Origin of the sequence: Streptomyces sp. A0958 (genome assembly GCF_004795035.1) — a bacterium.
Lineage (GTDB): Bacteria > Actinomycetota > Actinomycetes > Streptomycetales > Streptomycetaceae > Streptomyces.
Genome location: NZ_SSBK01000001.1, coordinates 23502 through 37251, shown reverse-complemented (window position 1 = coordinate 37251; position 13750 = coordinate 23502). Strand labels below are relative to the sequence as shown.

At 71.8% G+C, this 13750-nt stretch carries 13 protein-coding genes; 7 read left to right on the top strand and 6 right to left on the bottom strand.

From position 1 onward, the window contains the following. Positions 1 to 3 precede the first annotated feature (3 nt). Together E6P78_RS00205 and E6P78_RS00200 are read right to left on the bottom strand one after the other, a co-directional pair. Positions 4 to 273, bottom strand: coding sequence for a DUF3263 domain-containing protein (locus tag E6P78_RS00205; protein WP_136201457.1), 270 nt, complete (start codon positions 271 to 273; stop codon positions 4 to 6). Between the two features lie 67 nt (positions 274 to 340). Then, positions 341 to 1558 (bottom strand): extracellular solute-binding protein, encoded by a 1218-nt coding sequence (locus tag E6P78_RS00200; RefSeq protein WP_206307679.1) that lies wholly within the window; start codon positions 1556 to 1558, stop codon positions 341 to 343. A 327-nt stretch (positions 1559 to 1885) separates the two neighbouring features. Here E6P78_RS00200 and E6P78_RS00195 point away from each other — a divergent pair, with 327 nt between their 5' ends. The 5 genes from E6P78_RS00195 (at position 1886) to E6P78_RS00175 (ending at position 7091) form a co-directional block, all read left to right on the top strand. Continuing rightward, positions 1886 to 2794: a sugar isomerase gene (locus tag E6P78_RS00195; protein WP_136201455.1), complete on the top strand. Its 909-nt coding sequence runs from the start codon at positions 1886 to 1888 to the stop codon at positions 2792 to 2794. Positions 2795 to 2937: 143 nt separating this feature from the next. Beyond that, on the top strand, positions 2938 to 3870 hold the full coding sequence (locus E6P78_RS00190; protein ID WP_136201454.1) for an ROK family protein: 933 nt from the start codon (positions 2938 to 2940) through the stop codon (positions 3868 to 3870). Next, positions 3870 to 5024, top strand: a complete 1155-nt coding sequence (gene nagA, locus E6P78_RS00185) for an N-acetylglucosamine-6-phosphate deacetylase (protein WP_136201453.1) — start codon at positions 3870 to 3872, stop codon at positions 5022 to 5024. Before E6P78_RS00190 ends, nagA begins: the two co-directional genes overlap by 1 nt. A gap of 177 nt (positions 5025 to 5201) precedes the next feature. Beyond that, positions 5202 to 6146, top strand: a complete 945-nt coding sequence (locus E6P78_RS00180; RefSeq protein ID WP_136201452.1) for a 1-phosphofructokinase family hexose kinase — start codon at positions 5202 to 5204, stop codon at positions 6144 to 6146. A gap of 93 nt (positions 6147 to 6239) precedes the next feature. Continuing rightward, a complete protein-coding gene (locus tag E6P78_RS00175; protein ID WP_136201451.1) occupies positions 6240 to 7091 on the top strand; it encodes a class II fructose-bisphosphate aldolase in 852 nt (283 codons plus the stop codon). Positions 7092 to 7172: 81 nt separating this feature from the next. Here E6P78_RS00175 and E6P78_RS00170 read toward each other — a convergent pair whose 3' ends face one another. Beyond that, on the bottom strand, positions 7173 to 8153 hold the full coding sequence (locus E6P78_RS00170; protein ID WP_136201450.1) for a carbohydrate-binding protein: 981 nt from the start codon (positions 8151 to 8153) through the stop codon (positions 7173 to 7175). Between the two features lie 143 nt (positions 8154 to 8296). Continuing rightward, on the bottom strand, positions 8297 to 9934 hold the full coding sequence (cdgB, locus tag E6P78_RS00165) for a diguanylate cyclase CdgB (protein ID WP_136201449.1): 1638 nt from the start codon (positions 9932 to 9934) through the stop codon (positions 8297 to 8299). Between the two features lie 506 nt (positions 9935 to 10440). Between cdgB and E6P78_RS00155 the strand changes: the two genes are divergently transcribed. After that, entirely contained in the window at positions 10441 to 10947 is a 507-nt protein-coding gene (locus tag E6P78_RS00155) for a flavin reductase family protein (RefSeq protein WP_136201448.1), read from the top strand. Between the two features lie 30 nt (positions 10948 to 10977). Here the strand turns inward: E6P78_RS00155 and arfB are convergent, their stop codons facing one another. Next, complete coding sequence (arfB, locus tag E6P78_RS00150) at positions 10978 to 11412, bottom strand: alternative ribosome rescue aminoacyl-tRNA hydrolase ArfB (RefSeq protein ID WP_136201447.1); 435 nt, start codon at positions 11410 to 11412, stop codon at positions 10978 to 10980. Positions 11413 to 11583: 171 nt separating this feature from the next. Here arfB and E6P78_RS00145 point away from each other — a divergent pair, with 171 nt between their 5' ends. Further along, a complete protein-coding gene (locus E6P78_RS00145) occupies positions 11584 to 12159 on the top strand; it encodes a TerD family protein (RefSeq protein WP_136201446.1) in 576 nt (191 codons plus the stop codon). Between the two features lie 81 nt (positions 12160 to 12240). Here E6P78_RS00145 and E6P78_RS00140 read toward each other — a convergent pair whose 3' ends face one another. Further along, positions 12241 to 13605: a M1 family metallopeptidase gene (locus tag E6P78_RS00140; protein ID WP_136201742.1), complete on the bottom strand. Its 1365-nt coding sequence runs from the start codon at positions 13603 to 13605 to the stop codon at positions 12241 to 12243. Positions 13606 to 13750: the final 145 nt, after the last annotated feature.

The window sequence follows — 13750 nt, the reverse complement described above, 5'->3', positions numbered from 1 at the left end:
CCCCTACCGCCGCCCCCGCCGAGCCTCCCGCACCCGCCGCAGGCGGTTCACCGTCACCGGGTCCTCCTCCAGCGCCCGCCGGTCGTCGAGCAGCGAGTTCAGCAGCTGGTAATAGCGCGTGGGTGAGATCCCGAGCCGTTCCCGGATCGCCCGTTCCTTCGCTCCCGGCCCCGCCCACGACTGCCGCTCGACCGCCAGGACCGCGCGGTCGCGGTCGGACAGCGGGGCGGGCTCGTCGGGGCCGGGGGGGCCGTTCGGGGGGAGGGCGGTCATATCAGCCAATATATGGCGCGTCCTCTCCCCACGAAACGGCGAGCCGCCACGGAACCGACCGCTCCGGCTACTCCGCCGCCTCCGCCGCGGTCGACTCCCGCGCTATCTTCGCGAGCACGGTCTCCGGGTTCGCCCCCGGCTCCACGGCCTTGCCGATGTTCTCCTTGATCGACTCGCTCGCCTGTGCCCAGGACGTCTTGCCGAACGGGTAGAACTCCGCCTCCGGCAGCGCCGCGAGGAACTTGTGGAGCGGCTTGAAGTCGGGGTTGTCCTCCATCGACGCCGACGCGCTGTCCGTGACCGGCAGCATGTCGTACGTGTCGGCGAACGCGATCACGTTCTTGTCGTCGAACAGGAAGTCGAAGAACTTGCCGATCTCGGCCCGGTGGTCGTTCTGCTTGAACCCCATGATCCAGTCGGCGACGCCCATCGACCCCTCGGTCGGGCCCTTCTCTCCGGGCAGCGGCACCATGCCGACGTCGACGCCCTTCTGCTGCGCCTCCTCCATCAGCGTGGGGTGGCCGTTGAGCATGCCGACCTGCCCCTTGGTGAACGCCTTGAAGGCATCCGCCCGGTTGAGCTTGCCGGGGGCGACGGGGCCGACGAGGCCCTTGTCGACGAGGTTCGACTTCAGCCAGTTGAACGTCTTGGCGTTCTCCTCCGAGTCGATGTCGTACGCGCCGACGTCGTCGGTGTAGGCGCCGCCACCGCTGAGCATCCACATCAGGGTCTCGGCCTGGGACTCCTCCTGGCCGAGCGGCAGCGCGAAGGGGTACGCCACCCCGCGCTGCTTGAGCGTCGCGGCGTCAGCGGCGATGTCGCTCCAGGTCTGCGGGGCTTGGAGGCCCGCCTGGCTGAACAGCTTCTTGTTGTAGAAGAGCAGCCGGGTGCTGGCGGCGAAGGGCAGCCCGTACTGGATGCGGTTGACGCGGCCGGCGTCGGCGAGCTTCGGGAGGAAGTTCGCCTGGGTGGGGATGGTGAGCATCTGGTCGGCGGAGTAGAGCTTCCCGGCCTTGGCGTAGTCCGCGTAGGCGCCGATCTGCGCTATGTCGGGGGCCTTGCCCGCCTTCACCATCTCGGCGACCTTGCGGTCGATGTCCGTCCAGGGGTAGATGGTGACCTCGACCTTGATGCCGGGGTGGGACGCCTCGAAGCCGCGGGCGACACCGTCCCAGTACTTGTCGGACTTGTTCGCGTCACTCGTGCCGTAGTCGGCCGCGACCAGCTTCAACGTGACGTCGCCCGAGCCGCCGCTGCCACCGCAGCCCGACAGTGTGGCCGTCATCCCCAGTGCGGCGACAGCCGCTGTCAGTCCCAAGTAACGCCGCTGCACAGCCCTGTCCGTCCTCGTCGTCTACGCCTCCCGCGGGCTCCCGCATCCGCGCGGGGCCCTTCGGGTGAGCTGCGATTTTCCCCGCCACCGGCGCAGAGGTCTACACCAGGGAGGTATCGCTTCCACAACGCAGCAGCATTGCACGGGACGCGCGGCGGCTGCTAAGTAGGTCTCGACGTACGGAGCTTAATGGTCCAGACCTTTAGCCCGGGCGTCACCGATACCGCCGAGTCGTCCCTCCCGCAGCCCCACCCGCCCAGCCGCAAGGAGCCGTCCCGCATGTCCCGTACCGCATCTGAAATTGCCACCCAGCCCAGCTGCTGGCGGCGCGCCGCGCAGGCGGGCGCGGAGTTCGAGGGGCTGCCGCGGCCGGGCGAGCGGGTCGCCGTCACCGGGTGCGGCACCTCCTGGTTCATGGCCATCGCCTACGCGGCGCTGCGGGAGGCCGCCGGTCAGGGCGAGACCGACGCGTACGCCTCGTCGGAGTTCCCCGCCGGGCGGCCGTACGACCGGGTGGTGGCGATCACCCGTTCCGGTACGACGAGCGAGGTGCTGGCGCTCCTGGGCGAGCTGCGCGGGAGGACGGCCACCGTCGCGCTGACCGCCGACCCGAAGACGCCCGTCATGGAGGCGGCCGACGTGGTGGCCGTGCTGGACTGGGCCGACGAGGAGTCGGTGGTCCAGACCCGGTTCGCCACCACCGCGCTCGCCTTCCTGCGGGCGGGCCTGGAGGCGGCGGGTCCGCTTCCAGCGGGCGTGAAGACCGTCGCCGAGGCGGCCGTGGACGCGGAGCTGGCGGTGACCGAGCCGCTGGACGAGGCGGTGGTCGCGGCCGAGCAGTGGACGTTCCTGGGGCGCGGCTGGACGTACGGCCTGGCCCAGGAGGCGGGGCTGAAGATGCGCGAGGCGGCGGGCGCCTGGACCGAGTCGTACCCGGCGATGGAGTACCGCCACGGCCCGATCTCGATCACCGGGCCGAACCGGGTGGCCTGGGTCTTCGGCGCCCTGCCCGAGGGGCTGGCGGGCGAGGTGGCGGCGGTCGGCGGGACACTGGTCGCCCACCGGTCGGCGGACCCGATGGCCGACCTGATCCGGGCGCAGCGGCTCGCGGTGGTGCTGGCCGAGTCGAAGGGGTACGACCCGGACCATCCGCGCAATCTGTCGCGCAGCGTGATCCTGCCGGGCTGAGCCGGGCCCCCGACCGGACCGGGGGCCGTTCTCGACAATCCGGGCCGATCCCCGTAACCGGTACCGGGGATTTTGTATGGATGCGCAACAAACAGCGATAGTGGACTAGACCTTTTGGGGTTCCTCGGGCGAAACTGTCTCCCGTGAAACACGTCATCGCCCTCGATGTGGGCGGCACCGGAATGAAGGCCGCACTGGTCGGGGCCGATGGCGCCCTGCTCTACGAGGCACGGCGCGCGACCGGCAGAGAGCGCGGGCCCGACGCCGTCGTGGAGTCGATCCTCGCCTTCGCCGCCGACCTGCGCGCCCACGGCGAGAAGCACTTCGGCGAGAGCGCCCTCGCGGCCGGCGTCGCCGTGCCCGGCATCGTGGACGCCGAGCACGGCATCGCCGTCTACGCCTCCAACCTGGGCTGGCGTGACGTACCCATGCGCCGGCTCCTCGGCGAACGGCTCGGCGGGGTGCCCGTGGCACTCGGCCACGACGTCAGGACCGGCGGCCTCGCCGAGGGCCGGATCGGCGCCGGCAAGGGCGCCGACCGCTTCCTGTTCATCCCGCTCGGCACCGGGATCGCCGGGGCCATCGGCATCGCGGGCGCGATCGAAGAGGGCGCCCACGGCTACGCCGGAGAGATCGGTCACATCGTGATCCGGCCGGACGGCCCGGACTGCGGCTGCGGCCAGCGCGGCTGCCTGGAGACCCTGGCCTCCGCCTCCGCCGTCAGCCGCGCCTGGGCGGCCGCCTCCGGCGACCCGAAGGCGGACGCCGCCGACTGCGCCAAGGCCGTCGAATCGGGCGACCCGAAGGCCGTCGCGGTCTGGCGCGACGCCGTCGACGCGCTCGCCGCCGGCCTCGTCACCGCGCTCACCCTGCTGGACCCGCGCACGCTCATCATCGGTGGCGGGCTCGCCGAGGCCGGGGAAACCTTGTTCACACCACTCCGTGCGGCCGTCGAGGAACGCGTCACGTTCCAGAAGCTGCCCCACATCGTCCCGGCGGCCCTCGGGGACACCGCCGGATGCCTGGGCGCAGGGCTGCTCGCCTGGGATCTTCTCTCCACGGAGGTATCCGCCTGATGGCCGGACGCGCAGACAGCACCGTTCTCGCAGGAGCCCGGGTGGTACTGCCCACCGGCACCGTCGAGGACGGCCGGGTGACCGTAGAAGGCACCCGCATCTCCGGCAGCCGGGCCGAGGACGCCCCCACCCTGGACCTCTCCGGCCACTGGATCGTCCCCGGCTTCGTGGACATGCACAACCACGGCGGCGGCGGCGGCTCCTTCACCTCCGGCACCGTCGAGGACGTCCTCACCGGCGTCCGCACCCACCGCGAGCACGGCACCACCACCCTGGTCGCCTCCACCGTCACCGGCGAGATGGACTTCCTCGCCGAGCGCGCCGGCATACTCTCCGAACTGGTCGAACAGGGCGACCTCGCCGGCATCCACTTCGAAGGCCCCTTCATCTCCCCCTGCCGCAAGGGCGCCCACAGCGAGGCCCTGCTGCGCCACCCGGACCCGGCCGAGGTCCGCAAGCTGATGGACGCCGCGCGCGGCACCGCGAAGATGTTCACGCTCGCCACCGAACTGCCCGGCGGCATCGACTCCGTACGCCTGCTCGCCGAGCACGGCGTCATCGCGGCCATCGGCCACACCGACGCCACCTACGAGCAGACCGTCGAGGCGATCGACGCCGGCGCCACCGTCGCCACGCACCTCTACAACGCGATGCCCGGACTCGGCCACCGCGCACCCGGCCCGATCGCCGCCCTCCTGGAGGACGAGCGGATCACCGTCGAGCTGATCAACGACGGCACGCACCTGCACCCCGCCGCACTCGGCCTCGCCTACCACCACGCGGGCGCCCACCGCGTCGCCCTGATCACCGACGCCATGGACGCGGCCGGCTTCGGCGACGGCCGCTACCAGCTCGGCCCGCTCGCCGTGAACGTCGAGAACGGCGTCGCCCGGCTCGTCGAGGGCAACTCCATCGCCGGCTCCACCCTCACCCTGGACACCGCCTTCCACCGGGCCGTGACCATCGACCGCATCCCGGTCGAGGACGTCGTGCAGTCCATCTCCGCCAACCCCGCCCGGCTCCTCGGCGTGTACGACAAGGTCGGCTCGCTGGAACCCGGCAAGGACGCCGACCTGGTCGTCCTGGACGAGGACTTCCGGCTCAAGGGCGTCATGCGCAAGGGCGAGTGGATCATCCAGCCGCAGACCGCCTGACACCCGCACAGACCGGAGCGGACCAGGGCGAGTTGAACACGTAACGAAGAGACGGCGGTTGGCCCGGAAGTCTGGGCCGACCGCCCCTCCCTTTGGCATGATCGCCTGGGAAACCAGCACGGAAAGCGCATTCCGGCAAGGAATCAGCGCTCAGCACGGATCGAAGGGGCGGCCGAGGTGATCCTCACGGTCACGCTGAACACGGCACTCGACCTGACCTACGGCGTCCCCGCCCTCGTCCCGCACTCCAGCCACCGCGTCACCGACCTCTCCGAACGCCCCGGCGGCAAGGGCCTCAACGTCGCCCGCGTCCTCACCGCCCTCGGCCACGACACCGTCGTCACCGGCTTCGCCGGCGGCACCACCGGAGCCGTCCTGCGCGACCTGCTCGCCGCACTCCCCCGGCAGAACGCCGACCTCACCGACGCGCTCGTCCCCGTCTCCGGCGACACCCGCCGCACCCTCGCGGTCGTCGACGGCACCACCGGCGACACCACCCAGTTCAACGAACCGGGACCGCACGTCACCACCGACGAGTGGACCGCCTTCCTCGGCACGTACGCGGGGCTCCTGGACACCGCCGACGCCGTCGCCCTGTGCGGCAGCCTCCCGCCCGGCATCCACGTCGGCGCCTACGCCGAACTCGTCCGGCTCGCCCGCACCGCCGGCGTCCCCGTCCTCCTGGACACCAGCGGCGAACCACTGCGCCGGGGCATCGCCGCCCGGCCCGACCTGATCAAGCCGAACGCCGACGAGCTCGCCCAGCTCACCGGCTCCCGCGAACCCCTGCGCGCCACCCGCGACGCCCGCCGCCGCGGCGCCCACGGGGTCATCGCGTCGCTCGGCCCGGACGGCATGCTGGCCGTCACCCCGGACGGCGTCTGGCGGGCCTCGCCGCCCGCCCCCGTCAAGGGCAACCCGACCGGAGCGGGCGACTCCGCGGTGGCCGGGCTGCTGTCCGGCCTCGTCGAGTCCCTGAGCTGGCCGGACCGGCTGCGCCGGGCGGTGGCACTGTCGACGGCGACCGTCCTGGCCCCCACCGCGGGCGACTTCGACCGCACGGCGTACGAGGAGCTGCTGCCGCGCGTCGCCATCGAGGAACACGGACCAGGAGCGGCCTGACGGCCGCACCAGCAAGCGGGAGCGGCCCGTACGCCGCGCCCCGCCCCGCACCGGGACCGCCCGCCGGGCCCGGGGAAACAACAGAGGTCAGCCATGCCGCTCGTCAGCACCGGTGAACTCGTCTCCGCCGCCCAGGCCCAGGGACGCGGGATCGCCGCCTTCAACGTCATCACGCTGGAACACGCGGAGGCCATCGCCACCGGCGCCGAACGCGCCGGAGCCCCCGCCATCCTCCAGGTCTCCGAGAACGCCGTGAAGTTCCACGGCGGCCGGCTCACCGCCATCGCCGCCGCGGCCGCCGCCGTCGCCCGCACCTCCAGCGCCCCGCTCGCCCTGCACCTCGACCACGTCGAGTCCGTGGACCTGCTGCACCGGGCCCACGACGAGGGCTTCGGCTCGGTGATGTTCGACGCCTCCAAGCTCGCTTACGAGGACAACGTCCGGGCCACCGCCGAAGCCGTCGCCTGGGGCCACAAGCGCGGTATCTGGATCGAGGCCGAACTCGGCAAGGTCGGCGGCAAGGAGGGCGAGGCCCCGCTCGACGCCCACGCCCCCGGTGTGCGCACCGACCCGGCCGAGGCCGCCGCGTACGTCGCCGCCACCGGCGTGGACGCCCTGGCCGTCGCGGTCGGCTCCTCGCACGCCATGACCGAGCGCACCGCCGCCCTGGACCACGAGCTGATCGGCCGGCTGCGCGACGCCGTCCCCGTCCCCCTCGTCCTGCACGGCTCCAGCGGCGTCCCGGACGGCGAGATCCGCCAGGCCGTCGCCTCGTCCGGCATGGTCAAGATCAACGTCGGCACCGCCCTGAACACCGCGTTCACCGGCGCCGTACGCACCCACCTGGCCGAGAACACCACCGGCGTCGACCCCCGCAAGTACATCGCCCCCGGCCGCGAGGCGATGGCCGCGACCGTGGCCGGCTTCCTCGCCCTGATGGGCTGAGCCGACCCCGTACGGCCGGAGACCGGAGCGGCCCCCTCGCCCGGAGGCGAGGGGGCCGCGATGCCCGGATGCGAAGGCCGGTCAGCGGGTCTGGTGACCCGCCTTCAGCGACAGCTGGTCGAGGTTGGCGTCGCACTCGTCACCCTCGTTGCACGAGATCGCCAGCGTGTTCTCGCCCTTGACGAGGTTGACGTAGGCGTACGTCGTCGTCCAGCCCTTCTCCAGATCGCCCTCGGGGGCGTTGGCGTAGTTCTTCATGTTGATGCCGCGCGGGTCCTCGGAGTTGACCGTCAGGGACGTCTTCGCGTCCTTGCCCGGCACGCCGTACGTCACGAACAGCGTGTACTCGCCGGCCTCCGGCACCTCCACCGACCAGGTCGCCGACCGGCCCACCTCGTTGAGGTTGATGTACTGGCCGCTGGCGCTCTTGGCACCCTTCACCGAGTTGTCGAGCTGCGCCGTGCCGCCCAGCTTCAGCGACGCCGCGTCCTGCTCCGGCAGCTCGACCGGGGCCGATGAGCTCGAGGACGGCTCGGGCGTCGGGGACTCCTCGACCTGCGAGCCCGGACCCTCGGACGACGTGGCCTCGGCCTTCTTGTCCTTGTTGCCGTCGCTCGTCAGCAGCGCCGCACCGATGCCGACGAGCACCACCGCGACCACCGCGACCGCGGCGATCAGCAGACCCTTGGTGTTCGGACCGCCCTTGCCGGAACCGCCACGTCCGCCCTGCTGCGGCGCCTGCGCCCTGGCCGCACCCCCCGGATACGTCTCCGGGGCCGCGTACTGCGGGCCGGGCTGGCCGTACTGGCCGTTCGGCTGGCCGTAGGGCGCCTGCGGCTGCCCGTACGCCTGCTGGTGAGGCACCTGCTGCCCGTACTGGCGCTCGCCGACGGTCCGCACCTGGTTGTACGAGGTCCGGGGCACACCCGGCTGAGCGGCGGGGCCCGGGTAGCCGTAACCGCCCTGCCCCGGCGGCTGCGCACCGGCCGCCTGCCCGTCCTCGTAGAGGTAGCCGAACGGATCGTCGTCCTCGGGTGTGCTCGCGCCGTTGTTCCCGGCCATCCCTGGGTCACTCCTCACCATGTCGCCGGCCGTCGCCGAATATCGCCAGCCGTCGCCGACCGGCCGAGCCTACCCCGAATGGACCACGCCAAGAATTGCCGCAGGTGGCGGCGGGAACCGGGGCGGGGAAGGGGCGGCAAACGTCAGCCGGCCCTGCGGTGAACCTTCGAACGCGACCGCTTCTCGATGTACATCCGCTGGTCGGCGGAGCGCAGCACCTCTTCGGCCGTCATCCCGCAGGCCGCCCAGCCGATGCCGAAACTCGCCCCGACCCGCACCGCGCGCCCGTCGACCCGGATCGGCGGAATGATCGCGTTCCGCAGGCGTACCGCCAGGTCCGCGGCGTCCGCCGCGCCCAGACCGTCCGCGAGGACGACGAATTCGTCACCCCCGAGCCGGGCGACGGTGTCCCCGTCCCGTACACACGTGGTGAGCCGGCGGGCCACCTCGATGAGGACCGCGTCACCCGTGTGGTGCCCGAAGCGGTCGTTGATCGACTTGAAGCCGTCCAGGTCGCAGAAGAGGACCGCGAGCCCCTTCGCGCCGTCGTCGTGCGCCGTGTCCGGCGCCACCGCGTGCACATGGTGGTCGAACGGGCCCGCGCCCGGACCGCCCGGCGCGAAGCCCTGCGCCCGCGCGTCGTCCACGTCCCCGTACGCCGCGTCCAGCGCCTCCACGTCGGTGGTCGCCACCGCGTGCGGGCGGTTGCACAGCCGGGCCCCGAGCCGGGCCCGCAGCTCCGCGCTGTTGGGCAGCCCGGTCAGCGCGTCGTGCGAGGCGCGGTGGGCGAGGTTCAGTTCGTGGCGCTTGCGTTCCTCTATGTCCTCGACGTGCGTCAGCAGGAAGCGCGGCCCGTCCGCGGTGTCCGCGACGACGGAGTTGCGCAGCGAGACCCAGAGATGGGTGCCGTCCCGGCGGCCTAGGCGCAGCTCGGCGCGGCCCCCCTCGGCGGAGGTGCGGAGCAGGGTGCCGATGTCCTCGGGGTGGACCAGGTCGGCGAAGGAGTAGCGGCGCAGCACCGAGGCGGGGCGGCCCAGCAGCCGGCACAGCGCGTCGTTGGTCCGCAGCAGCCGCCCGTGCTGGTCGCCGCCCATCTCGGCGATCGCCATGCCGCTGGGGGCGTACTCGAATGCCTGGCGGAAGGACTCCTCACTGGCCCGCAGCGCCTGCTGTTCGCGCTCCAGGCGGACCAGGGCCCGCTGCATGTTGGCCCGGAGCCTCGCGTTGCTGATCGCGATGGCGGACTGCGAGGCGTACATCTGAAGGGCCTCGCGCCCCCAGGCGCCCGGACGGCGCCCGTTGCGGGGCCGGTCGACGGATATGACGCCCAGGAGGTCCGAGCCGCCGCCGGAGGCGTACATCGGGGCGTAGAGCCGGTCCTGCGGGTGCCACTCGTCCTCGAAGCGGGGCTCGGGGCCCTCGGTGTGCCACTGCGGTACGTCGTCGTCGAGGAGGACCCAGCCGTCGGTGTGCGGTATGAAGCGCAGTTCGTCCCATGTCTCGCCCATGGCGAGCCGGCGTTCCCATGAGGCGCGGGAGCCGACCCGGCCGGTGATCAGGGCCTCGGCCGCGTGGTTGCCGGCGAAGGCGGCGACGACGAGATCGCCGTCGGGGCGGACGAGATTGACGCAGGCCAGCTCGTAGCCGAGACCGGCGACGATTCCGTCGGCCACGGTCTGCAGTGTGTCGGCCAGGCTCCGCGCCGTGTTGAGATCGGCGACGGCCTGGTGCAGCTGCCGCATCGTCGCAAGGCGGACGTACGGCTCCGACTCGGCCTCCATTGCTCGCACTCCCCGAGACCTCGACAGCACTCCAGGTTTCATATCGACGTACGTGACGTACTTACTGCAGTGTCACGGCCACTGAATCACAGCGAGCTGTGCACCCGGTACACAGGGTCAACAAATATTGCGCTCTGTGACTCAAGTCACAAGAGATGGCAAAGAGGCCGGGGACGGGCCCGTCCGCAGGTCGGGCCGTCGGCCGGTCCTGGGACCTGTCGTCAAATTCCCGTCGTTCGCCCGGAGGGCGGGCCGCGCGGCGTCAGGTGTGTGCTCTCGGCGTGCCGGGCCCAGACCCTCGTACTGGATGTACTTGGGTCTGGGCCCGGTGCGGCGAGAGTGCGTGCATGGCGTCGCGCGGCAGACGGGAATTTGACGGCAGGGCCTAGGACCCGGCTGGTCCCCTGGTCCGATGCGGGGGCATACCGGGCGCGGCTACCGTTCCCGGTGTGTTGCAGACGAAGCCCCCCACCCCGCGTACCGAGCCCGTCCCCCATGCTGAGGGGGTGAGCAACGAAGAGTTCCGCGGTGCCCTCGCCCGGCTGGCGGCCGGCGTGGTGCTGATCACCGCCCAGGAGCCGCCGCTCGACGAGGACGGGCGCGGCGAGGACGTCGGCATGACCGCGACCGCCTTCATGTCGGTGTCGCTGGACCCGCCGCTGGTGATGGTGAGCCTGCGCAACGACTCCCGGATGGACGACCTGCTGGCGGAGCAGCCGCTGTGGGCGGTCTCGGTGCTGGCGGAGAGCCAGCGGCACATCGCCGGGCGGTTCGCGATGAAGGGCCGGATCAGCGACCGGCTGCTGTTCGAGGACATCCCGTACACGCGCGGCGAGATCACCGGGGCCCCGCTGGTCGGTGGCGCGCTCGCGACGCTGGAGTGCCGGACCGAACAGCGGGTCCTGGCGGGCGACCACACGCTGGTGATCGGGCGGGTGCTGGGTGCGCGGGTGCCGAGCGGGGAGAGCGGTCCCCTGACGTACTTCCGCGGGCGCTACCGGCAGTTGGGCTGACCGCGCCCTTCGGGGGTTCCCGACTGTTGCCTACCAGTCGCGGCCCGAGCGGCCGCGCTTGGTGTCGCCGCGCTGCTTCTTCTCGCGCAGCCGCCGCTCGTTGATGCCGCGGGGCACCTTGCGCTTCACGCGCGGTTTGGGGGGCGGGGCGGTGGCCTCCGCCAGCAGGGCGGTGAGCCGTACGACGGCCGTCTCGCGGTTGCGCCACTGGGAGCGGTGCTCCGATGACCGGACCGAGATCACGCCGTCGGTCAGCCGGCCGGCCAGGCGGTCGAGGGCGCGTTCCTTCCACACCTCGGGCAGCGCCTCGGTGGCCGCGAGGTCGAAGCGCAGCTCCACCTGGGAGTCGCTGGTGTTGACGTGCTGCCCGCCGGGCCCGGAGGACCGCGAGAAACGCCACATGAGCTCGGCCTCCGGCAGGGAGACCGAGCCGCGGATGACATAGGGCCCGGACATGACACCCATGTTCCCCGTCCCCGCGGGTGTTCGTCACCTCTTTTTGCCGCGACCCGAACCCCCTTTCGGCAAAGAAAGTAAAGGCGGACGGAACCTCCCGGTCCCCTGTCGGCGTTATGAACGGTGACGGTAGCTTCGTGATGGCACGAAGCCCGCACCCGAAGATGAAAGGGACTTCCCATGGCAGTAAGCCTGTCCAAGGGCGGCAACGTCTCCCTCACCAAGGAGGCCCCCGGCCTCACCGCCGTCACGGTCGGCCTCGGCTGGGACGTCCGTACCACCACCGGCACGGACTTCGACCTCGACGCCTCGGCCATCGCGGTCAACGCGGAGGGCAAGGTCTACTCGGACGCCCACTTCGTCTTCTTCAACAACAAGTCGACGCCGGACCAGACCATCGTGCACACCGGTGACAACGTCACGGGTGAGGGCGAGGGCGACGACGAGCAGATCAACGTCAACCTGGCGGGTCTGCCGGCCGACGTCGACAAGATCGTCTTCCCGGTCTCCATCTACGACGCCGAGACCCGCAGCCAGAACTTCGGCCAGGTGCGCAACGCCTACATCCGCATCCTGAACCAGGCCGGCGGCTCGGAGATCGCGCGCTACGACCTGAGCGAGGACGCCGCCACCGAGACCGCCATGGTCTTCGGCGAGCTGTACCGCAACGGCGCCGAGTGGAAGTTCCGCGCCGTGGGCCAGGGTTACGCCTCCGGCCTGCACGGCATCGCGCAGGACTTCGGCGTCAACCTCTGACGCTCCGTACGCCACTGGAGGCCGTCGACGCCGCCTGGAACGGCGTCGACGTGAAGTAACGCGCCTCGCCCCAGGAGCCGGTCAGCCGTCCGCGGCAGGCCGGCTCCTGCCGTACAGCCACGCCTTCCACAGCCCCGACAGGTCCTGCCCGGTCTCCTCCTCCACGTACGCGGTGAAGTCCGCCGTCGACGCGTTGCCGTGCCGGTGCGCCTTCGTCCAGCCCTTCAGCAGCGCGAAGAACTCCTCGTCGTCGTCCACCGCCTCACGGATCTTGTGGATGACCATCGCCCCGCGCCCGTACACCGGCTGCTCCGAGATGTCCGCGGCGGACGGCGGATCGGCGGGCGGGAACGCCCAGTTGTCCTCGTCCTCGTAGGCGTCGTCGAACGACTCATCGGCCGGGGTGTCCTCCTTCTCCTCCGCCCACAGCCACTCCGCGTACGTCGCCGGCCCCTCGTTCAGCCACATGTCGCGCCAGCTCTCCGGCGTCACCGAATCACCGAACCACTGGTGCGCCATCTCGTGGACGAGCGTCTCCATGCCCGGCGGGCCGGGGAAGACCGGCCGGTTCTGCGTCTCCAGCGCGTACCCGGCATCTTGCTCGCGTTCCACGATCGCGCCCGTCGCCGAGAACGGGTACGGCCCGAAGTGCTCCGCCTCCCACGCCACCACCTCCGGCACCCGGGCGACCGTCCGCGCGCTGGCCTTCGCCACCTCCGGGTCCACGGCGGTGAACACCGTGATGCCGCCCGCCATCGTCGACGTCTTCGTGTCGAACCGCCCCACGGCCAGCGTCGCGAGATAGCTCGCCATCGGCTCGGCCGTGTGCCAGCGGAAGGTGGTACGGCCCTTCTCCGTCGTCGGCGGCCCGGCCAACACCCCGTTGGAAACCGCCGTCAGCCCCTTCGGAACGGTGACCGTCAGGTCGTACGCGGCCTTGTCGCTCGGGTGGTGGTTGCCCGGGAACCAGGCCATCGAACCGGTCGGCTCACCGAGCGCGAGCGCACCGTCGTCGGTCGGCAGCCAGCCCTCCTCGGACTCGTCCGGATCGGTGATCGTCTTCGGGGAGCCGGAGTAGCGCACGACGGCACGGAACGTCTCGCCCCGGCGCAGCCGGTCCTCGACCTTCGCGTCCGTGCGCAGCGTCAGCTCGTCGCCCGCCCGGTTGACGGCGGCCGGACGCCCCTCCACCGTCGCCGAGTCCACGGTCAGCCCGGCCAGGTCCAGGTTGAACGAGCTGAGGTCCTGGGTGGCCCGCGCGGTGATCTCCACGCTCCCGCGCAACCGCTGCTCGTCCGGGTCCACGTCCAGCGTGACGGCGTAATGCGTCACGTCGTAGCCGCCGTTGCCCAGCTTCGGGAAGTACGGGTCACGCACCCCGGACGCACCCGGCTTCCCAGCCACCCCGCCGGAACAGGCGGGCGCGAGGAGGGCGAGGGCGAGCAGCACGACAGCCGCGCCGCCCGACCTTCGCGAGGTGCGGGGCGTTACGGCCGTCCGAGGGGTACGGGACGTGCTGGCCGTCCGGGGGACGCGGGCCGTTCCGGCCGTCCGGGAGGTGCGGGACGTGCCGCGTGCCGGGGTTCGTTGA